The 22,279-nt window shown below is 67.6% G+C and carries 18 protein-coding genes; 14 read left to right on the forward strand and 4 right to left on the reverse strand.

What is annotated here, in order from left to right:
* Positions 1–21: 21 nt before the first annotated feature.
* The 3 genes from VF168_07455 to VF168_07465 all read left to right on the forward strand — a co-directional run bounded on the left by VF168_07455 (position 22) and on the right by VF168_07465 (position 3,698).
* Positions 22–1,239: an adenylosuccinate synthase gene (locus VF168_07455; GenBank protein HEX7004007.1), complete on the forward strand. Its 1,218-nt coding sequence runs from the start codon at positions 22–24 to the stop codon at positions 1,237–1,239.
* A 37-nt stretch (positions 1,240–1,276) separates the two neighbouring features.
* Positions 1,277–2,458, forward strand: a complete 1,182-nt coding sequence (locus VF168_07460) for an alpha/beta fold hydrolase (protein ID HEX7004008.1) — start codon at positions 1,277–1,279, stop codon at positions 2,456–2,458.
* A gap of 286 nt (positions 2,459–2,744) precedes the next feature.
* Positions 2,745–3,698, forward strand: a complete 954-nt coding sequence (locus tag VF168_07465; GenBank protein ID HEX7004009.1) for a hypothetical protein — start codon at positions 2,745–2,747, stop codon at positions 3,696–3,698.
* Positions 3,699–3,768: 70 nt separating this feature from the next.
* Here the strand turns inward: VF168_07465 and VF168_07470 are convergent, their stop codons facing one another.
* The 3 genes from VF168_07470 to VF168_07480 all read right to left on the reverse strand — a co-directional run bounded on the left by VF168_07470 (position 3,769) and on the right by VF168_07480 (position 7,048).
* A complete protein-coding gene (locus VF168_07470) occupies positions 3,769–4,911 on the reverse strand; it encodes a citrate/2-methylcitrate synthase (protein HEX7004010.1) in 1,143 nt (380 codons plus the stop codon).
* Between the two features lie 191 nt (positions 4,912–5,102).
* Complete coding sequence (locus tag VF168_07475; protein HEX7004011.1) at positions 5,103–6,377, reverse strand: DUF4010 domain-containing protein; 1,275 nt, start codon at positions 6,375–6,377, stop codon at positions 5,103–5,105.
* 11 nt (positions 6,378–6,388) lie between these two features.
* Complete coding sequence (locus VF168_07480) at positions 6,389–7,048, reverse strand: hypothetical protein (protein HEX7004012.1); 660 nt, start codon at positions 7,046–7,048, stop codon at positions 6,389–6,391.
* Between the two features lie 467 nt (positions 7,049–7,515).
* Between VF168_07480 and VF168_07485 the strand changes: the two genes are divergently transcribed.
* From VF168_07485 to VF168_07510, 6 genes are all read left to right on the forward strand, one after another.
* Positions 7,516–8,610: a thiamine pyrophosphate-dependent dehydrogenase E1 component subunit alpha gene (locus VF168_07485; GenBank protein ID HEX7004013.1), complete on the forward strand. Its 1,095-nt coding sequence runs from the start codon at positions 7,516–7,518 to the stop codon at positions 8,608–8,610.
* A 60-nt stretch (positions 8,611–8,670) separates the two neighbouring features.
* Positions 8,671–9,648: an alpha-ketoacid dehydrogenase subunit beta gene (locus VF168_07490; protein ID HEX7004014.1), complete on the forward strand. Its 978-nt coding sequence runs from the start codon at positions 8,671–8,673 to the stop codon at positions 9,646–9,648.
* Positions 9,649–9,667: 19 nt separating this feature from the next.
* Entirely contained in the window at positions 9,668–11,026 is a 1,359-nt protein-coding gene (locus VF168_07495) for a dihydrolipoamide acetyltransferase family protein (protein ID HEX7004015.1), read from the forward strand.
* Between the two features lie 139 nt (positions 11,027–11,165).
* A complete protein-coding gene (locus VF168_07500) occupies positions 11,166–11,732 on the forward strand; it encodes a hypothetical protein (protein HEX7004016.1) in 567 nt (188 codons plus the stop codon).
* A gap of 141 nt (positions 11,733–11,873) precedes the next feature.
* Positions 11,874–13,697, forward strand: a complete 1,824-nt coding sequence (gene uvrC / locus VF168_07505) for an excinuclease ABC subunit UvrC (protein ID HEX7004017.1) — start codon at positions 11,874–11,876, stop codon at positions 13,695–13,697.
* 14 nt (positions 13,698–13,711) lie between these two features.
* Positions 13,712–15,634: a heavy metal translocating P-type ATPase gene (locus VF168_07510; protein HEX7004018.1), complete on the forward strand. Its 1,923-nt coding sequence runs from the start codon at positions 13,712–13,714 to the stop codon at positions 15,632–15,634.
* 11 nt (positions 15,635–15,645) lie between these two features.
* Here VF168_07510 and VF168_07515 read toward each other — a convergent pair whose 3' ends face one another.
* The gene (locus tag VF168_07515; protein HEX7004019.1) at positions 15,646–16,248 is read right to left on the reverse strand and encodes a GNAT family N-acetyltransferase; all 603 of its coding nucleotides are present in this window, start codon (positions 16,246–16,248) and stop codon (positions 15,646–15,648) included.
* Positions 16,249–16,353: 105 nt separating this feature from the next.
* Here VF168_07515 and VF168_07520 point away from each other — a divergent pair, with 105 nt between their 5' ends.
* From VF168_07520 to VF168_07540, 5 genes are all read left to right on the forward strand, one after another.
* Positions 16,354–17,343: a MoxR family ATPase gene (locus tag VF168_07520; GenBank protein HEX7004020.1), complete on the forward strand. Its 990-nt coding sequence runs from the start codon at positions 16,354–16,356 to the stop codon at positions 17,341–17,343.
* A gap of 1 nt (position 17,344) precedes the next feature.
* Positions 17,345–18,211 carry a DUF58 domain-containing protein gene (locus tag VF168_07525; protein HEX7004021.1) on the forward strand — a complete coding sequence of 289 codons (867 nt, stop codon included), beginning with the start codon at positions 17,345–17,347 and terminating at the stop codon, positions 18,209–18,211.
* A gap of 78 nt (positions 18,212–18,289) precedes the next feature.
* Positions 18,290–19,087 carry a serine/threonine-protein kinase gene (locus VF168_07530; protein HEX7004022.1) on the forward strand — a complete coding sequence of 266 codons (798 nt, stop codon included), beginning with the start codon at positions 18,290–18,292 and terminating at the stop codon, positions 19,085–19,087.
* A gap of 62 nt (positions 19,088–19,149) precedes the next feature.
* A complete protein-coding gene (locus VF168_07535) occupies positions 19,150–21,345 on the forward strand; it encodes an ABC transporter permease (protein ID HEX7004023.1) in 2,196 nt (731 codons plus the stop codon).
* A 1-nt stretch (position 21,346) separates the two neighbouring features.
* Complete coding sequence (locus VF168_07540) at positions 21,347–22,264, forward strand: ABC transporter permease (protein HEX7004024.1); 918 nt, start codon at positions 21,347–21,349, stop codon at positions 22,262–22,264.
* Positions 22,265–22,279 lie beyond the last annotated feature (15 nt).

Here is a 22,279-nt window from a genome sequence, read left to right on the forward strand (position 1 = left end):
GACCGGCGGCTAGGAGGTCGGATGCCAGGAGTCGCGGTTATCGGCGCGCAGTGGGGTGATGAGGGCAAGGGGAAGGTAGTCGACGCTCTGGCGGCAGAGGCCGACTTCGTCGTTCGCTACTCGGGAGGGGCCAACGCAGGCCACACGGTCGTCGTCGGCGACGACGTATTCAAGTTGCACCACCTGCCGTGCGGCACGCTCCACGACAAGCCGGTCTCGATCCTGGGCGGCGGGATGGTCATCGACCCATGGGCGTTCGTCGAGGAGTACGACGCCTTCACGAAGCGGCGCGACCCGGGTGAGGTATACATCTCGCGCGAGGCCCACCTCGTCCTCCCGCATCACAAGAAGAACGACGAGGGAGGCGGCTTCGTGGGCACCACCGGTCGCGGCATCGGACCCTGTTACAGCGACAAGGCCCGGCGCGTGGGGGTGAGGGCCGGCGATCTCCTCGATGACGAGGTGCTGCGCGAGCGGTTGCTCAGGCTGATCGAAGCGAAGCCGAACTCCACCGCCAGGGTGGGCTGGACCGGGGTCGACGCGGCCATGGAGGAGCTGGCAGGCGTGCGCGAACGCCTCATCCGCATGATCCGAGACACCGGGGCGATGGTGCGCGGAGCGCTCGCCGAGGGCAAACGGGTGATGTTCGAGGGGGGCCAGGGAACGATGCTCGATCTCGGTTACGGCACCTACCCCTACGTGACCAGCTCTCATCCCACGGTAGCCGGGATAGTGGCCGGAGCAGGAGTGTCCCACAAGGCCCTCGACCAGGTCTACGGCGTGGTCAAGGCGTTCACGACCAGGGTCGGGCATGGGCCGTTCCCCACCGAACTGGAAGGCGAGGAGGCGGCCAGGCTCCGCGGCAGCGGAAGCAACCAGTGGGACGAGTTCGGCACCACGACGGGACGAGCGCGTCGGGTCGGCTGGCTCGACCTGCCGCAGCTGCGCTACGCGAGCGAGATCAACGGCTTCGACGGGCTGGTAGTTACCAAGCTGGACGTGTTGAGCGGGCTGGAGAAGGTGAAGGTGTGCCACGACTACGTCGATGGGGTGCCCCAGTATCGTGAGCTGCCGGGCTGGGGCGACCTGAAGGGCCTTGGTAGCAGGGAGTCTCTGCCCAAGGAGGTCGTCGACTACCTGAAGCTCATCGAGGAAGCGACCGGCGTGGGCGTGGTCATGTTCTCCACCAGTCCCGACCGCCAGGACACCTACGGCCGTATCGCCTGGGGCCAGCCGTGACCGGCGAACGGCACCGGCCCGAGGCGGCCAGTTGAAGATGCTCCTCTGGTCGCTGCTCACGCTGGCGGTCGTGGTACTCGCCGGCGTCTTCGCGTTGGGTTGGGTGATGTCGAACCGTTATCTGGTTCCCCAGCCCTACTCGCTGATGGCCGAGTTCGAGATCGTCGGAGTGGACGACGACGGTACCGGCGAGGGCTACATCGTCACCCTGCCCCGGACCGCCGAGCCGAGCCAGTTCTCGGATGTGAGCAAGGAGGGGCTATACAACCTCCTCTGGGAAGGCGGCTACGGGTCCCTGGGACCGGTGCTGCGCGACGACGGAGAGCAGGTCGTGCGCCGCGTGGAGAACGTGACAGGCGAGCCGCCGCAACCGGGCGATCCCGCGAGACTCGATGTCACCATCTTCCGGCGAGACCCCCTGCTGGACCACGGGATCCCGTTCGAGGAGCTAGTGCTCGAAGGCGACGCCGGGAGCCTTCACGCCTGGTGGATCGATCAGGGCAGCAGCCGGGCCGTCCTGGCGCTGCACGGGCGGCGGCGTGCCGATCGTACCGAAACCCTCAGGATCGTGCCCACTCTGGTCGAAGAGGGCTGGTCGGTCATGGCGCTGGCGTACCGCAACCACGACCGGAGCGACCCCAGCCCGGACGGCCTCTACCACTATGGGGCGAGCGAGGCCGATGACGCACTGGTGGCAGTGCGGGCACTCGCCGAGAGAGGCGTGGAGCAGGTCGTCCTGTACGGATTCTCCATGGGTGGAGCGGTCGCCCTCGAGACCGTTGGGCGTTGGCCCCAGGACGCCCCGGAACTCGCTGGGATCGTTCTCGACTCACCCCTGCTCGACCCACGGGAGGTCATCCGCAAGGGCGCCCGGGATGCCGGCCTGCCTCTGCCCGAACTCGTCGCCGATATCTCGCTGGTTGTCGCCAGGGTGCGCACGGGAGTGAACTGGGGTTCGCTGGACCAGCGGAGATCGGCCCACCTCATCGAGGTTCCGGTGCTGCTCATCGCCGGCACCGGCGACGAGACGATCCCGATCGGACTGGTCGACGAGTTCGCGAGAGGGATCGGTGCGCCGCTCGAATACCTCCGCCTCGAGGGTGTGGAGCACGTCGAGGGATGGAACCGGGCGAGGGCGCGCTACGAAGAGGCAGTGACGCAGTTCCTGGCCGGAGCCGTGGAGCGCGACAGCGAGGTCCGGTCGAAGCAAACCGACTGACGCCGAGCGGACCTCCTACTACGCGGGCTGGGTGCCCGTTGGCGCTCTGTTGTGCGCCGGCAGCACGCTGGGCGAGATTTCCGAGGTGAGGGAGGCGCATCTCCCGGAACTGGTCGAACCGGCTCTGCTGGCGCTCGGAGAGTGACCCAAAGCCCCATCCGCGGATACCGCCCCGCGGCTCACGGTCGACGCCGTCGAGCAGAAATTACGGTGGCCGGCGTGTGCCCGGGACCGGGCGGAACCGCTTGCCCGACTGCCGGGCCCGACCAACGAAGGGGGTAGAACCGTGACGAGAACGAGGATACTGCTCGCACTGCTGCTCGTGCTGTGGGGCGCTCCGGCGCTCGCGCAGAACGGGGCGGAAGACATGAACGACCAGCCGGCCGGCGAGGTGAGCCTGCCGGGCCTGCCCACCGAAGAAGGCGTCGCCGACGACGACCTGATCGGCGAGGACGCGGCCGATGGTGACGCGGTGCCGGAGGATGTGGCCGCCGCAGGCGAGGATGTGGCCGACCTGGAGGATCCGGCCGAAGCCGGGAGTGACGGGGCCGATCCCTGGACTTTCGAAGCGATCGACGTGAACGGGGATAACGCGCTCACCGCCCAGGAGTTCGGTAGTGGCCTGTTCGAGATCGTCGCGGACGATGGCGAAGGGCTCAGCCAGGAGGGCTTCCTTCTGGTGGTGGACACCTTCACCCTCGATCCCGAGCGCTTCTCGTTCGCCTCGGTCGACCAGAACGACGACCGGTTGGTCACCGCGCAGGACGAGTTCGTGCCCGGAGTGGCGTCGGCCGTATTCGATGAGTTCGACCTCGACGACGACGCCCTGCTCACGCCCGACGAGTACGCGAGCAACATGTACGCGACGCTCGACATAGATGAGGACGACCTGGTGACATCCGAGGAGTTCGAACCGTACATCGGTTGGTTCGCAGAGGCGCAGGTCGAGGAGATCGCAGGTGGAGGCGCGCCAGCGAACTCCATCATCGACAAGGAGTTCTTCTTCGCTCGGGACGATACCGAGATAACCGAGCCCGGGTTCGACGAGAGCGAGATCGACGCCACCGAACAGAAGGACATCGGCGGGCCTGGAGACGAGACGGAAGGTGCGGCTGGCGGCGGGGCCGGCCAGGACGCCGGAGACGTCGACGAAGCGAAAGAGGGTGGTGCCGGGGAAGATGCCGGTGACGGCGCGGCCGGCCGACCCGAGGACGCGTCTCAGGACGGCGCCGACTACTAGTAACCGGCGCCGTACAGGAAGTCGGGGCGCCGCTCCCGCAGGAGCGGCGCCCCTCCTCTTCCGACCGTCCTCAGCGCTGCTCTATGGGGACGAAGGTCTTGCCGCGTGGCCCCTCGTAGACGAGCCTTGGCCGCATTATCTGATTGTCGGCGTACTGCTCGTAGAGGTGCGCCATCCACCCGGAGATGCGGGCGACGGCGAATATCGGGGTATACATGTCGATCGGGAAGCCCAGCATGCGATAGACGGAGGCCGAGTAGAAGTCGACGTTGGGCCGCACCTGCTTGCCCCGCTTCTCCATCTCCCTCTCCATCACCCGTTCCATCTCCAGGCCCATGTCGAACCACTTCGAGTCACCCGACTCCTCGGCAAGGTCGTGAGCGACCTCCTTCAGGATGCGAGCCCGCGGGTCGACGACCCGGTAGACGCGGTGACCGAAGCCCATCACCCGGCCGTGCGGCTGCGCCAGCGTGTCGAGGACGTACTGCTCGACGCCGTCGACGTTTCCGATCTGCTCCAGCGTCTTCATCACTCCGGCGTTGGCGCCGCCGTGCAGGGGTCCCTTGAGCGAGGCGACGGCGGCCGTTATCGCGCTGTAGACGTCGGTGAGGGTGGACGCGGTCGAGCGGGCCACGAACGTCGAGGCGTTGGAACCGTGCTCGGCGTGGAGCACCAGAGCCACGTCCATCACGCGAACGGCCGCGGCGCTGGGTGGCTCGCCCGTGAGCATGTAGAGGAAGTTGGCCGCTATCCCCAGGTCGGGATCCGGCGCTACCGGCTCGAGCCCCTGCCTGATCCGTTCGATGGCAGCGGTGACGGTGGGGAACTGGGCGACGAGGCGGGTGCCGATGCGACGGACGTTATCGAGGCTCACGTCGTCCGGGTTCCGGTCGAAGCCGGCGAGCGCCGAGACCGCGGTTCGCAGGGCGTGCATCGTGCCGGTGTCGCGAGGGAGGCAGCGGATCAGATCGAAGACTTCGGCGGGCACGGCGAAGCGAGGGGTGAGCTGCTCCCGGAACCTCTCCAACTGTGACCGGTTGGGAAGTTCCCCGTCCCAGAGAAGACAGATGACCTCTTCGAAGGTGGCCTTGTCGGCGAGTTCGCGGATATCGTAGCCGCGATAGATCAGCTCGCCCTTCATCCCGTCGATGGAGCAGATCTCGCTGGTGTCGATGTTCACGCCGTTGAGCCCGCGATAGATAGTGTCTTCCATCTGTCCTCCGTACTCTCGTCCGCTTGCCTGTCCGGCGGTGGCGGACCGTATGCTGGTTCGGTTCAGGAGCCGGTCTCCAGCACTATGGCCGGGAGCGGTCGTGTCGAGTCGACCCCCAGTCTACCGAACGCGAGCGGATTCCGCGCTGGCCGCGGGGTCGGATGACGACAAAGCTGCCCGTTCCGGCGTTCTCAGCCGCTGGGCAGGGGCACCAGGAACGCTACGGCGACGCCGGCGGCCGCGGCGACGAGCAGGGTGACCAGCACTCCACGGCCGAACGCTTTGGCGCCCAGTGTGAGTCCCAGGCCTGCCTTGAAGATCGAGTTCGCGGCTGCCGCCAGAGCGAGTCCGCGGGCTCCCACCACCGGGTCGAGGCCATCGCTCACCTGGGTCGCCAGGGAGAGCGTGATGGCGTCGAGCTGGGTGACCCCGGCGATGATGCTGGCCAGGTAGACGCCGGTCGCGCCCAGGTACTCCTGTGCGGCACGGGCGATGAGCAGCACGATGGCGAAGAGGAGCGCGAACTGCAGTGCCGTCCTCAGTTCGAAAGGGTTGGCGATCTTAGCGCTGCTGGCGTCGCTTCTGGCGCTGCTCCTCAGTGCCAGCAGCGTCCCTGCCGCCGAGACGATGAAGATAGCCGCCAGCGGCAGCAGCGCGGGCAGGATCAGCGCCGGTTGAACCAGTCCGAGGATGGCGACCAGCCGTGGCGCCATGACGGCCGACGCCGCCAGAGCCCCGACGACGTAGACGGGCGCAAGTTGCGGTCGCTGCTTGCTCTGCTCACTGAAGGAGAGCGTCACGGCGGTGCTCGAGGCGAGCCCACCGAGGAGGCCCGAGATGCCGATCCCTCTGCGCGCCCCGATCCACTTCGACAGGACGTAGCCTACGAACGACACGCCCGAGATGAAGACCACGAGCAACCAGATGGTGCGGGGGTTCCAGACTCCCCAGGGGCCGAATGTCTCATCCGGCACCAGTGGGAGGACGACCAGGCTGACGGCTGCGAACTGCACCACGGCGAAGAGGTCCTGCCTGGTGGCGGCGGCGGAGAGGTGGCGCAGCTCCTGCCTAAGCGACAGCACGCCGGTGGCGATGACCCCACCCGCCAACGCCGGCACGATCAGTTCGCTTCCGGCCATCACCCCGAGGCCGAAGGCGAGCAGTACCGCTACCTCGGTGGTACCGCCGATCTTCTCGCCCGCGGTTTCGCGCCAGTAGGCGAGCGCTACCAGCACCGCCAGCGCGAGGAACGCCGCTACCAGCAGCATCGGTCCGGCGTCGTCCATCAGCTGGCCGGTGACCGCGCCGTAGAGGGAGATGAGCGGGAAGGTCCTGATTCCGGCGAAGATCGAGCCCTGGGTCTCGCGTTTGCGCTCCCGTTCGAGTCCGATGAGGAAGCCGAGGAGTGTCGCCACCAGGAGTGACCAGATGATGGATGCGGGCTCTGACGGGAGGTCGAAATCCATGGCGTCCAATGTTACGACGGCTTCTCGTTCGTCGAGTCGACCCCCTCCCGCTCCGCTCCGTCGTCAACCGTGTTCGTGTCCGCATCGAACGTTGCGGTGTCCTCTGCTCTGGGCTCGTCCGGCGAGGGCGCGCCGCGACCGGCAGGGGCACCGGGTGGCGGCTCGCTCCGTTCGCTCACAGCCTCGCTCGGGGTCCCAGTCGCCTCCTCTTGCGGTCCGTCGCCCACCTCGACCCATTCGCTGCCCCGGGGGCGGCGCAGCAGGTAGATGCCGGCGATGATGAGCAGGAAGGGGAACCAGAGCGACTGCACGATGCCGGCCCGGAAGAGCCAGTAGACGAGGCCGAGGCCGATCAGTACGGCGGCCGGGTAGATGGGCCATCGGCTCTCTTTCGGCTCGACCCGGTCGATCACCAGGAAACCCAAACCGAGGCACATGAGGAACGCGCCCGGCCAGCCCCAGGCGCCCTCGAGAAGGATGCCGGCCGCGATACCCCCGAGGATGCTGCCCACGACCAGGAAAGCGTAGGTTCCCTGCTGGCGGTAGGCGGCGAGAAAACCGGCGGAAGCCAGGGCGACCCACAGCCAGCCGGTTCCCGGTCCCACCCTGGCGAGCAGGGCTATGGCGCCGGCGCCGATGAGCACCCAGGCGACGACCTGTCTGCCGCTCACGTCGACCCTTCGGACGAGATGGGTGAACTATGGTTCATGGCCAAGTGTAGCGGACGCGGCGGCCTTTTCGCTCACGAATCTCATACTCGGTTCGACTCTCGCCCCTGGCCGCTGCATGGTTCCCTGTGTAGCCGCATAATGGACTCCGTTACAGCCTTCCCTACGGCGCCGATGATAGGCTAGGGGCGAAGCCAAGAAGGACCGGCCGTTGGACCGAGCTCACGCCTTTACCCGGGGGAAGTTCGGAAGCGACCGGCAGGCAGCCCCTACGAGGATGCCCATCGTGAGTGCGGCGAGCGACGCAGGCGACACAGATATGGCCAAGCGACTACGACTAGCTATGATCGAGCCGATCCGTGGCATTGATGCTTCACGGGCTCCGTCGTACATCGCGACGGGGCCTTTCTTTTCGGTCGCGCGCTCAGATGGGTCAACTATTCGCCGGGAAGCCCGCTAGGAGGAGTGCCATGATCAAGGGCTCACCAAGCTTCCAGCCCTTTTCCGAGAAGCCTATCTCGCTCATCGGCGAGAACGGCGAGTGGACCGGGTCTTTCGACCTCACGCTCGATGACGGCGAGCTTGAGAGCTTCTACCGCGATCTGGTGGCGGCCCGGGTGCTCGACGAGCGGCTCGTCAGGCTGCAACGGATGGGCAAGATCAGCTTCGTCGCGCCGTCGTCGGGACACGAGGGACCGCAGGTGGCCGTCGCCCGATCGGTCAGGAAGGGGCGCGACTGGCTCTACCCCTACTACCGGGATACCGCCCTGGTAATGGCCTTGGGCGTGCCGGTCGCGGAGACCGTGGGCCAGATGATGGCGACTCGAGCCGACCCCAACAAGGGCCGTCAGATGCCCGCCCATGCCGGTTCGAAGGAGCTGAACGTCTTCGCGGTCGCTTCTCCGATCGCTTCGCACATCGCACCGGCCGTCGGCACCGCCATCAGCATGAAGCTGCAGGGCAAGGGGGACGTGGTGGTGACCACCTTCGGCGAAGGCGCCACCTCGGAGGGCGACTTCCACGCCGCTATCAACTTCGCCGGGGCTCAGGGCGCGCCGATCGTTTTCGTCTGCCAGAACAACCGCTACGCGATCTCGGTCGGCTACAACCGCCAGACGGCAGCCGAGAACATCGCGGCCAAGGCGCGTGCCTACGGGATGCCCGGCTACACGGTGGACGGCATGGATCCGCTGGCGTGCTACTACGTGATCCGGGAGGCCGTCGAGCGCGCCCGCGAGGGTGTGGGCCCCGCCCTCGTCGAGGCCAACGTCTACCGTTACGGGCCGCACTCGCCGGCTGACGACGACACCCGCTACCGTCCGGCGGAAGAGGTCGAGTCGTGGCGCAAGCGCGACCCCCTCATCCGGATGCGCCGGTTCCTGGAGAAGCGTGGCCTGTGGGACGACGACCAGGAGAAGAAGATGCGCGAGGAGATCGACGAGGAGCAGCGCAAGGCGGTCCAGCAGGCGGAAGCGAGCGGCAAGGTGCCGCGCGAGTGGATGTTCGACGACGTCTATTCCGAGGTGCCGGAGCACCTCGCAGAGCAGAGAGATAGCCTCGGCTGAGTGGCTGCCGGCGGGCCGGGCGGTCCGCCGGAGAGCTCGCCGACCGCGCGGAGGACGGTCATGACCATGCAAACCATCGTGCAGACCATCGCCCGCACGCTCGACCAGGAGATGAGCCAGGACGAGCGCGTGGTGGTTATGGGAGAGGACGTCGGCAAGCGGGGCGGGGTCTTCCTTGCAACCGAGAACCTCTTCGACAAGTACGGTCCCGATCGCGTGATCGACACACCCCTTTCCGAGGCGGCCATCATCGGTGCGGCCGTCGGCATGGCGGTCCACGGGATGCGCCCGGTTGCAGAGATACAGTTCGCCGACTACGTCTACCCGGGATTCGACCAGCTCGTCTCCCAGGCGGCCAAGCTGCGCTACCGCTCCGGTGGTCAGTTCTCGGCCCCGATGGTCGTCCGGATGCCCGCGGGCGGCGGGGTGGGAGGGGGGCACCACCACTCCCAGAACCCCGAGTCGCACTTCGTGCATACCGCCGGATTGAAGGTCGTCTACCCGTCCACCCCCATCGACACTCGGGGCCTGCTCCGCACCGCCATCCGTGACGAAGACCCGGTCGTGTTCATGGAACCCAAGCGGCTCTACCGGGCGGTGAAGGAGGAGATCCCGGAGGACGACGACACCCTCATCCCCCTAGGGCAAGCCCGCGTACGCCGGGAAGGCGATGACGTAGTGCTCGTCTCCTACGGGGGCAGCATGGGCGAGACCCTGAAGGCCGCCGATGAGCTGGAACGCCAGGACGTCTCTGCCCACGTCATCGACCTGCGCTCGCTCATGCCCTGGGACCGCTCTACGGTCCTCGAGGCGGTGGCCCGCGTAGGCAGGGTGGTGCTGGTGAGCGAAGCCCCGCGCAGCCTGGGGTTCATGTCCGAGGTTTCGGCGACGATCACGGAACAGGTCCTCGACTCCCTGCTGGCCCCTCCGATGAGGGTGACCGGTTTCGACATCCCCTACCCCTTCGCCTACGACCGCGAGTACCTGCCGGGTCCCAACCGCATTCTGGCGGCCGTCCAGCAGGTCCTCGACTATTGAGCGACCTCCAGGAGAGCCTATGCCCAGAGAATTCCTGCTGCCCGAGCTGGCCGAGTCGGTAGTCGAAGGCGAGATCGTCCGCTGGCTGGTGGAGGAAGGCGACACCGTCACCGAAGACCAGCCGATCGTAGAGGTGATGACCGACAAAGTCACCGTCGAACTGCCCAGCCCTTACACCGGCGTTCTGCAGAAGCAACTGGTGGCCGCCGGCGACGTGGTCGAGGTGCACAAACCGATCGCCCTCTTCGCAGATGACGCCGGCGGAGAGTCGCCGGCGAAGAGCGAGTCGGGGGAGATCGCCGAGCAGAAGCAGAGGGCCGCCGGTGGCGATGGTGCGACGTCCAAGCCGGCCGCCGCCGAAGGAGAGGACGACGGCGACCGGCTGAGCCTCTTCCGGCCCTCGAAGGAGGCGGAGGAGGGTCCGGCCCTGCAGGTACGCAAACGTTCCGCGCCCGGCGGCGACACCCGGCCTTCGAGTCGCCCGACCGGACCGTATGGCCGAGTGCTCGCCGTGCCCGCGGCGCGCAAGTTGGCCCGCGAACTGGGGGTGGACATCGAGAGGGTCGAAGGGAGCGGGCCGAACGGCCGGGTGCGGGTCGACGATGTTCGCGCCCACGCGCAGGAAGCCCCTTCCGGCGCAAGGCCGGCAGCACCGACGGCGCAGGAGCGTGGGGCGCTCGAGGAGCGGATCCCGGTGCGGGGACTCAGGCGCGCGATAAGCCAGCAGATGGTGACCTCGCACCTCCAGTCGGTCCGAACCCTGCACGTGGACGAGGCCGACGTCAGCGGACTCGTCTCTCTGCGCAAGCGCCTGAAGCCCTTGGCGGAGAAGCGAGGCGCGAAGCTCTCCTACCTGCCTTTCATCATGAAGGCGACCGTCGCCGCCCTGAAGGCGTACCCCATGCTCAACGCCTCGCTCGACGAGGACGCGGGCGAGATCGTTCGCAAGCACTACTACAACCTGGGCCTGGCCGTGGCCACCGACAGCGGCCTGGTCGTGCCGGTGGTCCACGACGTCGACAGCAAGAGCGTCGTCGAACTGGCCGTGGAGCTCCAGGCGAAGGCGCAGCGGGCTCGAGACGGCAAGCTCACCACGGAGGACGTGAAGGGCGGCACCTTCTCGATCACCAACATAGGTTCGCTGGGCGGACTCTTCTCGTTCCCGATAATCAACGTGCCCGAGGCCGCCATCCTGGGCGTCCACTCGATCAAGAAGCGGCCGGTGGTGCTGGAGGACGATAGCATCGTGGCCCGCGAGATGCTCTACCTGAGCCTCTCGTTCGACCACCGCCTGGTCGACGGCGCCGAGGCAGCGATGTTCACGAGTTACCTGATCGAGATCCTCGAGACGCCGGAGAGCCTGCTGCTCGACCTTTGACAGCGTCAGCACATCGAACGCGCCGGATCCCTTTTCCGAAGCGCTTGAACTATGCCAGAATGCTTGTCGTCAGCGACAACTTGCCGACGCTTCGTCATACTCGTAGGCTCACGGATCGTTCGCAGTGGTGGAGGCTCGGATGGCAGTCATCGGATCGGCGGAAAGCAGCTCGGTAGCCAAGGCGGGGAGCGCGGAGACGTGGGTCGTTCTGGGGGCCCTGACGCTCGGCTGGACCCTCGGATTCGTCGGTAACTTCCTGCCCGAGGGAGCCATGAAACTCGGCTTCTGGGTCCTCTCGAGCATCGGCCTGATGACAGGGGCTACGCTGCTCGCCATACGCCACGTCACCGCGAACGTCATGCTGTCGGCCGGGCTGATGCTGCTCGTTGTCGGCGAGACCGTGGTCCACTCGCAAGGGCCGGGGGGCGCCGACGCCTTCGCAGCGGCGACCTATGCCTACTTCCCGGGTCTGCTGCTGGTTGCGCTCTCTGGCTGGGGTCCGCTCTGGATGAGGCTCGCCGCCCTCGTTTCCGCCCTTGCCTTCGTTGCCCACGCCTCGTCCCATGTACTCGGTGGAGCACCTGCGCCCGACGGTCCGTTGGCCGGCACCGGCTACGCCTTTCTTACGCTCACGGTCATCGGCTGGACCTGGGTGGTGAGCAGGCAGTGGGGACGACCGCCTGTTCGCCGGCCAACCGAAGTCTGAGGGCCCAAGAGCGCGGCCGATGGCCCCGGCTGAGCGCGCCCCCTGGAAGACACGGAGTTGCACGCGGCTGACGGGGAGCCGGGCTACCGCTCGCTAGAATGGTGCCGTGAAGGACCGTTCCGCAGCTGACGGGAGGATGCGGTGAAGCGCGGCGACCTGCCCGTGCTGCCCACCACTCCCGGTTGCTACCTGTTCCAGAACTCCAACGGCGAGATCATCTACGTGGGCAAGGCGCTGAACCTGCGCAGTCGGGTGAGCTCCTACTTCGGCAGCTCGGCCGACCGGAAGGCGCAGCTCGTCGCGCACGAGGCCGTGAAGGTCGACTTCATCGTCACCCAGAGCGAAGTCGAAGCCCTCATCCTCGAAGCCAACCTCATCAAGCGCTACAAGCCGCACTTCAACGTCGTCCTCAAGGACGACAAGAGCTATCCCTTCCTCAAGCTCACCGACGAGCCGTACCCCACCCTGATCTTCACCAGACGAGTCGTGAAGGACGGGGGAACCTACTTCGGCCCCTACCCCAACCCGGGGGTCGTGCGGCGGGTACTCGACCTCGTCTACTCCAACTTCCCGCTCCGCAAGAACAGCGGGGTCCCCATGAAGGCCCGCAGCAAACCGTGTCTGCGCTATCACATGGGGCGTTGCCTCGCGCCCTGCATCGGGGCGGTAGATCGAGAGGAGTACGGCAAGGTCGTCGAGCAGGTGCGGGCGTTCCTCGAGGGGCGGGTGCACGACACGGCGAAGATGTTGGAAGAGGAGATGCGGGGCGCCGCCGGGCGGCAGGATTTCGAGCTGGCCGGCGTCTACCGTGACAGGCTGCAGGCACTCAAGCGCATGACCGGTTTCGAGAGCGACGTGAGCCGCAACTCCGAGGAAGACCTCGACTTCCTGGGACTGGCGCAGGCCGGCAACTTCGCCATGGTCCAGCTCTTCCAGATGCGCCGCGGACGGGTCGTGGGCCACGACAAGCGCTTCCTCGCCAACGCCCAGGATGCCAGCAGGGCAGAGATACTCGAGCGGTTCATGAGCGAGTACTACGGCCAGGCGATGAGGGTGCCGCCACTCGTCCTGCTGCCCCCAGCCGATCTGGAGATGGGGGTGTGGACCGAGTTCCTGAGCGAACGGGCCGGCCGCAGGGTCGAACTGCGGGTGCCGCGAAGGGGCGACAAGCTGGACCTGATGCGGATGGCAGAACGCAACGCCCGAACCGGCGTGGAGGCAGAGATCGCCCTGCTCGAGCGCCGCGGCGAAGCTCCCGGTGTCGGCGAGCTGCAGAGCCTCCTCGAGCTGGACGACCCGCCCTACCGGATCGAAGGGTTCGACGTGAGCAACCTCATGGGCACCCACACGGTCGCAAGCATCGTGGTCTTCGAAGGCGGACGTGCCCGCAAGAGCGAGTACCGGCGGGTGCGGATCCGCGACCTAGACAAGCCCGACGACTTCTTCAGCATGCATCAGGCCGTCTACCGCCGTTTCACCGGGACGCTGGCCGACAAGCTGCCGCAACCCGACCTTCTGCTCATTGACGGCGGCAAGGGGCAGCTCTCGGCAGCGCGGCGTGCCTTGCGGGAGGCCGGGCTGGACATCCCGCTGGTGGGCCTCGCCAAGCGCCAGGAGACGCTCGTTACCCCTGCCGGCGACGAGATCGTCGTTCCCCACTCCCACCCGGGTCTCAAGCTGTTGATCAACGTCCGCGACGAGGCCCACCGCACAGCCGTAGGCTACAACCGAAACCGGCGCGGCAAGGCGATGACGAGGTCGGTGCTGGACGGAGTGCCAGGCATCGGTCCCAAGCGCCGCGATGCCCTGCTCGCGCACTTCTCCAGCGTCGAGCAGTTGCGTCGCGCCGACGTGGAGGAGTTGGCGAAGGTGCCCGGGGTTGGAGCCGCGGCCGCGGGCGCCGTCAAGGCGTACTTCGGTAGCGACTCGGCCGAGCGCGGTGTGGAGCAGCCGCCCGGTGACTGAGCTGTGACCGGACGGTGACCACCGAGGCGAGGACGAGGCAGCGGCCTTCGGTCGGAAGGAGAGCGGCCGGGCGACCCTGGTACGGCGGCGCCAAGGGCCGACTGGTCCTCACCACCGGGGTGCTGCTCACTCTAGGCACGTTGCTGGCCCTGCTCTTCCCGGCTTCTGCGCGCTGGAGTTTCTCGGCCGCCACTCTGGTAGGCGTCTGGCCCCTGGCCGTGAAGGCCGCACGCGGAGCCGCTCGCGGATCTCCGTTCACGATAAACACCCTCATAACCCTTGCCGCGCTGGGCGCGGTCGCGATAGGGGAAGCTGCCGAGGGAGCGATCGTCGTCTTCCTCTTCGCCATCGGCGAGCTGCTCGAGAGCGTCGCTGCCGGACGTGCGAGGTCCAGCATCAGGGAGCTCGCCCGGTTGGCGCCCAGCAACGCTCTCCTGATCGAAGAGGGCGGAACGATCAGGGAGGTCGGCGCCGCGTCGCTCGAAGCGGGTCAGCTGGTCCAGGTGAGGCCGGGCGCGCGCATACCGGCAGACGGCAGGGTAGTCGAGGGGGACTCGGCGATCGACGAGTCGGCCGTGACCGGGGAGAGCATCGCCAGATCGAAGGGAGCGGGCGAGCAGGTGTTCGCGGGGAGCATCAGCACCGACGGCACGCTCATCGTACGGGTTGAGCAACCTCCCTCGCAGAGCGCCATAGCCCGGATCATCCAACTGGTGGAGGAAGCGGAGAGTCACAAGGCCCCGGTACGGCGATTCATCGACAGCTTCAGCCGCGTCTACACGCCGGTTGCGATGCTGCTGGCCGCTCTGGTCGCAACGATGCCGCCGCTGCTGGCAGGAGCCTCCCTCGAGGCGTGGGTCTACCGCGGGCTGGCGATACTGCTCATCGCCTGCCCCTGCGCCCTGGTGCTGTCGGTGCCGGCCGCGATCACATCGGCGATCAGCGCAGGGGCCCGGGCGGGCCTGCTGCTCAAGGGCGGCGCCGCGCTCGAAGCGATCGGTACGGTGGTGACCGTGGCGTTCGACAAGACCGGAACGATCACGAGTAACGCCCTGCAGGTCACCGATGTGATCCCGCTCCGGGGCGATGCGGAGGAGGTGGTCGCCCTGGCAGCGGCGGTGGAGAGCTTCTCCTCCCATCCGCTGGCGGCAGCGATCAGCCGCCGGGCGGCCGGTCTCGAGCTGCCTCTCGCCAGCGCTGGCCGGGCCATCGCCGGACAGGCGGCGAGTGCGATCGTCAACGGGCAGAACTACTCGGTCGGTTCTCCCCGCTACGCCTCGCATACTTCGCCCATGGGGACGCAGGTGGAACTGGCCATCGAACGACTCGAGGAGGAGGGCAAGACCGTCGTCGTCCTGCTGGAGGAGCACACTCCGCGGGGCATCCTGGCCGTTCGCGACGAGCCACGACCGGAGGCGAGCGAGGTGATCTCGCGGTTGCGCAAGATGGGCGTCGCCACGGTGATGCTCACGGGGGACAACTCCCGGACCGCCGCGTCGGTTGCCGACCGGTTGCGGTTGGAGGTGCGTGCCGAACTGCTTCCCGAGGAGAAACTCCGCGCCATCGAGGTGTTGGCCCGCCGCGGTCCCGTCGCGATGGTGGGGGACGGGATCAACGACGCTCCGGCGCTCGCCCGGGCGAACGTGGGCATAGCGATAGGCGCAGGCACCGACGTAGCCCTCGAAAGCGCCGACGCAGCACTCCTGCGCGAGGGGATCGGCGGCGTGCCCGACCTGTTCCGGCTTTCACGCGCGACCATGCGCAACATCCGGCAGAACATCGGCTTCGCCCTCGGGCTGAAGGCGCTGTTCCTGGTGACGACCCTGCTCGGCATCACCGGACTCTGGCCCGCCATCCTCGCAGACACGGGAGCTACCGTGCTGGTGACGAGCAACGCCCTGCGACTGCTCCGTTTCGACTTCGGGGACCGGACCTAGGGCAGAGGCCCTCAGGCCTCCTCCCTGCTCAGTCGCTGACTCCTGGCCACCCTTCCGGTAGCCCCGCTACCGCCAGGGTTCCGCGGCAGTTCCTGGCGCTTCGAGCGCCAGGCCCCCTTGTGCAGTTCCATCTGGACGTCCACCCTGCCGCCCGCGGCCGGCAGGCGCCTGACCTCCCCGAACCCGACCTTCTTGAAGGCGGCCTGCGCGCGCGGGTTGTCCTCGAACGTCGATAGCCGCACCAGGTCGAGTCCCAGCACGTCGAAGGCGTACTCCAGCAGAGCCTCGATCGCCTCGGGTCCGTAACCCCTGCCCCAGTGGCTCTTCTCGCCGATGATTATGCCGAGGGTCGCGCGCGAACCACGGATGTCGTAGAGCTCGATGGTGCCGATGTAGTCGTCGTTCTCGTCGAACACGCCGAAGGTGAGGCGGTCGGCGCGACGGGTGTCGGCCCGGAGGACCCGCTTGAGCAGCCATAGCGGCATCCGGTTGGGCGGGGTGCCGTTCAGGTAGGAGATCTCCGGGTCCTTGAAGTGGGAGTGGACGCGGCGCCAGTCGGCAGGGGCTAGGTCGTCGAGCGGGCGGAGTCGCACGCGTCCGAAGGATGGCCACATGGGCATAGTCTACTGCCGGCCCCTGCGGTCACCTGCCATCAGGCTTGCAGTCGAACGCCGCTCCGACGGCGCTATAGTGAGGTCCGACCGGCACGGAAGGGAACGATGGAGAGCACGTCCAGCGAGAACATCAGCGCCAACTTCAGCGAACGCTTCAGGGAGCTCAGGAACGCCATCAGCGGCGTGATACTGGGCCAGGAGCGGGTGGTGGATGACCTCCTGGTGGCTGTCCTGGCCCGCGGTCACGTCCTCATCGAGGGGGCACCGGGCCTCGGCAAGACCAGGTTGGTGCGGGCTTTCGCCGAGGCGACAGATCTCGACTTCGGCCGCATCCAGTTCACGCCCGACCTCATGCCCGCCGACGTCACCGGCACCACCGTGTTCGTCGAGGAGAGCGGCGACCGGCGTTTCGAGTTCCAGCGCGGACCCGTCTTCACCAACGTCCTGCTGGCCGACGAGATCAACCGCGCCACCCCCAAGACGCAGGCGGCGCTGCTCGAGGCGATGCAGGAGCGGGCCGTCACCGCCGCCGGCACCAGGCATGAACTTCCGGATCCGTTCGTGACCCTGGCTACCCAGAATCCCCTCGAGATGGAGGGCACCTACCCGCTGCCCGAGGCGCAGTTGGACCGTTTCCTCTTCAAGGTGCTCATCGATCGCCCCGACTCGGAGACGCTGAAGCGGATCCTGATAACCACGACCGGCAACGAGGAGACGGTCCTCAGCCCGATGTTCCGTCGCGGCGAGCTGCTCGAGCTTCAGCGGGTGGTGCGGGCCGTCCTCATGGCCAGCGCGGCCCTCGAGAAGGTCGTAGAGCTGGTGGAGGCCTCGCACCGTCATCCGCTCCTCCGGCTGGGCGCCAGCCCGCGGGGCGCCCAGGCGATAACTCTGGCGGCGAAGGGCTACGCGCTCGCTGCCGGCCGGCCCAACGTCGAGATCGAGGACGTCAGGCGCGCCGCGCACCCGGCCCTGCGCCACAGGCTGCTTCTCTCGTTCGAAGCCGAGGTGGACGGGGTTCGGCCCGATTCGATAATCGACGACCTCCTGGAGCAGGTGACCGGAGCACAACGACGGGGCAGGACCGTTCGCCAGTAGGGTGATCAGCGCCCGCAGCCGCAACCTGCTCGACCGCTACTCGCTCGCCGCCCGCTACCTCAGTCGGGAGTCGGGGGAGCGAACCGCCAAGGAGGCTGGGCAGAGCGTCGAGTTCCACGACTTCCGCCCCTACCAGTCGGGCGACGAGCTGCGCTACGTCGACTGGAAAGCCTATGCCCGCACCGGCCGCCTCTATACCCGGCTCCACCAGGCCGAGCGAACGATCCGCCTTCACATCCTCATCGACGTGAGCCGCTCGATGCGAGTGGGCGGCAAGGGGGCATATTCGGAGCGATTGGCGCAACTGCTCGCGTACGTGGGCCAACGTGACGCACGCAGCCAGGTCCACCTGACCGACGGCAGCCACGGCCGGCCGGTTCAGGGACTGCGGACGATCGGTGAGAGCTGGGAGCTGATCGAGTCGGCTTCGAGCCGCAAGGAGGGTCCCCTGCCGGCCCATGCGATCCGGGAGTTCGCTCTCGCGGGCCCGAGCGAGCCGGGAGCGGCCCTGGTGCTCGTCATCTCCGACCTCTTCGAGGAGGCGCCGCTCAAGCCGGCGCTCACTGCCCTGAAGGCGCGCGGCCTCGACGCATCCTTCCTGCAGGTCGTGGCCAGGGAGGATCTCGAACCCGAGGCGGGCAGGCTCGAGCTGATCGACTCCGAGACGGGCGAGAAGCTCGAGGTCACTCCTCTGGAGGCGAACGCATACCGGCGGGCGGTTCGCGAGTTCGTCGCCCGGCGGCGTAGCGAGATCATCGAGGCGGGCTTCCGCCACGTCCTCCTCCCGGTTCCCCCGGCCAGCGGCGACGAGTTGGAAAGGGAGGCGTTCGCCGCGTTGCTCCGCGCCGGCATCCTCGAGAAACGTTGAGGGAGACGCCTGTCCCACGGCTTCTCGAGTGGGAAGCCTTGCATCGCAGCCTTCCTCGGCTCGCTACGATGAGCGCGCGTGAGAGTGATAGGCCAACACTTCGGGGGTTACCAGGTGATCCGCGAGATCGGCCAGGGCGCCGTGTCGCGGGTCTTCCTGGCCAGCGACGGACGGCGTGTCAAGGCGGTCAAGCTGTTCCGTCCCGAGCACGTTGCGCGAGCCCGGCGCGAGCTGACCTACGGGCGGGATCTGGATCACCCGAACCTCAACCCGGTCGAGGACTGGCTCGAGTTGGCCGGCCGACCCGGCGTGGTGATGCCGTACGTTCCGGGCGTACTGCTCAGCAGGTGGCGCGACGCCGGCGACCGGCGGTCCTTCCTGGGAGCCATGAAGGGCGTCCTCCAGGCGCTAGCGCACCTCCACGACCTGGGCATCGTGCACCGTGACGTGAAACCAGAGAACATCCTCGTCGACCGTTCCGGCCAGTCGGTCCTGGTCGACTACGACCTCGCGACCGGAGTAGATGCCGTCGGGGAGTCGATCACCGCCGCAGGTACGGTGGCGTTCATCAGCCCTGAACAGGCGCGAGGGGAACCGGCGTTGCCGGGGAGCGACCTCTACTCGGTAGGCGTGATCCTCTACTGGGGGCTCACCGGGGAGGTCCCGTTCACCGGCTCGGTGGAGCAGGTGATGCGAGCTCACGCCCGCAAGAGCCCGCCGGCGGCACGTGGGATCGACCCAGACCTCGAGGCGTTCGAACCGCTTCTCGAGAAGCTGCTCGCCAAGGAGCCGGACAAGCGGTACCGTTACGCCCTCGAGGTGCTGGGGGAGCTCGAGTTGATCGAGAGTAGGACGTTCGGCGAGAAACAGGTCTGATCCCCTGGCCGAGACCCGGCCCTGCCCTCCGGGCCCACTACTCCTTTGGATAGAATGCCTGCGTGAACGAACGCGTCGCCGTCGCGCTCATGGGCATCGTGGGCGTTGCCGGCTTCCTGCTCGCACCGTGGGCGGCGCTCAACCGTGAGATCGGTGCGCGCAGCAGCGTGCTGCTTCTGCCCGACCGGGTCTACGATTTCACCGGCCGCACCGACCCGGTGGCGATCGCCGGCCTGGGAATCGTCTTCGCCCTGGGGCTCGTCGCCTTCGCTGCTCTCGTCGCCTCGGCCTGGGTGGGCGGACGAGCCCGCTTCATCATCTGGTTGGCGGCCGGCCTGACGCTGCTCGTGTCCACCGCCTGGGGGCTCGACCGTGTCGGAGAAGGCGTCGGCGACGCGCGCAGGAACGCCTTCCTCGACGAGGTAGAGCAGGCGATCGAGCGCCCCCGCGGGAACCGCGACATCGAAGCGCTCGTGCGGTTGCTGGCCCAGGAAGACGGGCAGTCGCTGGCGGAGTTGCGGAGCGAAGCCGAGGCGGCCGGGCTGAACGTACGGCGGTTGCCCTACTCCCGGACGGGAATGGGATTGTCCGCCTTCCTGGCGGTTGCCATCGGCCTCGCCACGATCGGCCTGGGCCTGAGGCTCGTGCCGAGGCTCTCCCGGGCTGTCGACCGGGTACTGGACGTCGCCGCCGTTCCGGCGGTATCGATACTGCTCGCGCTGCTGGCGACCGCGGTGGTGGTGCTGGTGCTCCAGCCGACGCCGGTGGGCGACGACCTCGTTGCGACAGGTCCGCTCATGTGGCTCGCAGGGCGTCTAGACACCGTCTGGTACGCCCTCCAGTCGTTGTTCGCCGACTCATTGGGCACCCTCTCGGGCTTCCTCGACTCCCTCAAGTTCACGACTCCGCTGATATTCACCGGCCTCGCGGTGGCCTTCGCCTTCCGCGCCGGACTGTTCAACATCGGTGCCCCCGGGCAGATGGTCCTCGGCGCTCTCGGAGCCGCCGGCGTCGCGATCTACATGCCCGGTCCCAAGGCGCTCGTCCTGCCGCTGGCGATCGTCGCCTCGGCACTGTTCGGTGGCCTGTGGGGCGCGCTGCCGGGCTGGCTCAAGGCTCGCTTCGGCGCCAACGAGGTCATCAACACCATCCTCCTCAACTACATAGCCGCGTCGATCCTTCTGTTCGTGCTGTCCGACAGGCCGACCTTCTCCGCCTCGGCCCTCAACGTCATCCGCATGCTCGGGGTCGCCGTCGTGGTGATCGGCATCCTGCTGCTCATCCCGCCCGTCAGGAGGCTACTGAGCCGGGCCCCGAGAGTTTCGTTCGCCGTGATCGGGGTGCTGGTGCTCGTTGCGATGGTCGCGGTCGCCGCGCCGGTAGCCAACGAGCCACCCGTCATCGTCGAACTGCCCTTCAAGGCGCCCGGCTACGAGCCGGAAACCTACCCGCTGCGGCCGCAGGGGCGGATACCGCAGATCGGCGCGCTGGTGAGCTCGACGGACGGCTTCGACCTGGCCGCCTGGCTGGCGCCCCTCATCGGCCTGACGGCACTGGCGCTCGCACCCCGCCTCGATGTGCGGCGGACCGGGCCGCGGGTCCTGTTCGGCGTGGCCGCCTGGGGCATCTCCTACCTCGTGTTAGCGCTGTTCGGCCTGCGCACCGTGGAGTTCGATGTACCGCCTACCAACCTCAACCTCTCGTTCCTCATCGCGCTGCTGGCAGCGGCATTCATGCAGGTGCTGCTCTGGCGTACCAAGTGGGGCTACGACCTTCGGGCGGTGGGCGTGTCTCCCAAGGCGGCCGAGTACGGAGGCGCCGACATCGGCGGGAATGTGATCTTCGCGATGGCCGTAGGCGGAGCCTTCGCTGGCTTGACCGCCACTCACTACGTTCTCGGCGGCGCATTGGACGAGTACGCCCTTCGTCAGTCGCTCCCCACGGGCGACGGCTTCGACGGCATAGCCGTGGCGCTGCTGGGCGGCAACACGCCGGTAGGCGTAGTACTCTCGGCGTTCCTATTCGGCGTCCTGAAGCACGGCGGCTCTGTTCTGAGCATCACCATGGCGAACCTCACCCGTGACGTCGTTAGCACCATCCTGGCGCTCATCGTCCTCTTCATCGCGGCCCGCGGCTTCCTGCCGGACCGGATCACCAACCCGCTGCGGCGCCAGTCGCAGGCGTACGAGGAGCAGGATCCCAGGCTCAAGGCTCCGATCGACGCGCCCGCCCGGCCACTGCGCAGCGAGGAGGGGTGACGTGGATCTGATCGTCCTGCTTACCCTGGTGGCGTCGGCCCTCAGGGCGACCACGCCGCTGCTGCTCACGGCCTTGGGTGGCCTCTTCAGCGAACGCTCGGGCGTCATCAACATCGCGCTGGAGGGGATAATGCTCTTCGGCGCGGTTGCCGCCGCGGTCGTGGCCCAGCTGATCGAGGCGCAGTTCCCCGGACGGCCTCTGCCCTGGGCTCCCTGGGTCGGGCTGCTGGCGGCGATGGCAATCGGCGCCGCGGTCGCCTGGATCCACGCTGTCGTCTCCATCCGCTACAAAGCCGACCAGATCATCAGCGGCACGGCGATCAACCTGATGGCGATAGGCATCCCCGCCCTGGTCCTGATGGGTCTCTACGACAACACCACCGCCAGCGCTCCCATCCGCAACCGGCTGCCGGAGTGGGGAGCGGGCGTTTTCGAACTCAGTCCGCTCGTCTACCTGGCGTTCCTCCTGGTGCCGGTCGTGTGGTTCGTCGTCTTCCGCACCCCCTTCGGCTTGCGCCTCAGATCGGTGGGCGAGCACCCGGAAGCCGCCGACAGCCTGGGCGTGAACGTGCACAGGGTGCGCTACATCGGCGTCGTGCTCTCCGGAGTCCTCGGCGGCCTCGGAGGGGCCTACCTGTCGATAGGCAACTTCAACCAGTTCGTCTCCGAGATGTCGGCTGGACGCGGTTTCATCGCCCTGGCGGCGCTCATCTTCGGCAAGTGGCACCCCCTGGGCGTGCTCGGCTCCACCCTCCTCTTCGGGGCGTTCGAAGCGGTCGCGACGGCGTTGGGCGGCGGGCAGATACTTCCCCCGACCCTGGTGCAGATGATCCCGTTCATCCTCACCATGCTGGTCCTGGCCGGCTTCATCGGCCGAGCTATCCCGGCCAAGGCGCTGGGCAAGCCGTACGAGGGGTAATCGTTGAGATTCAAG

The organism is Trueperaceae bacterium (assembly GCA_036381595.1).
Classification (GTDB): domain Bacteria; phylum Deinococcota; class Deinococci; order Deinococcales; family Trueperaceae; genus DASVCN01.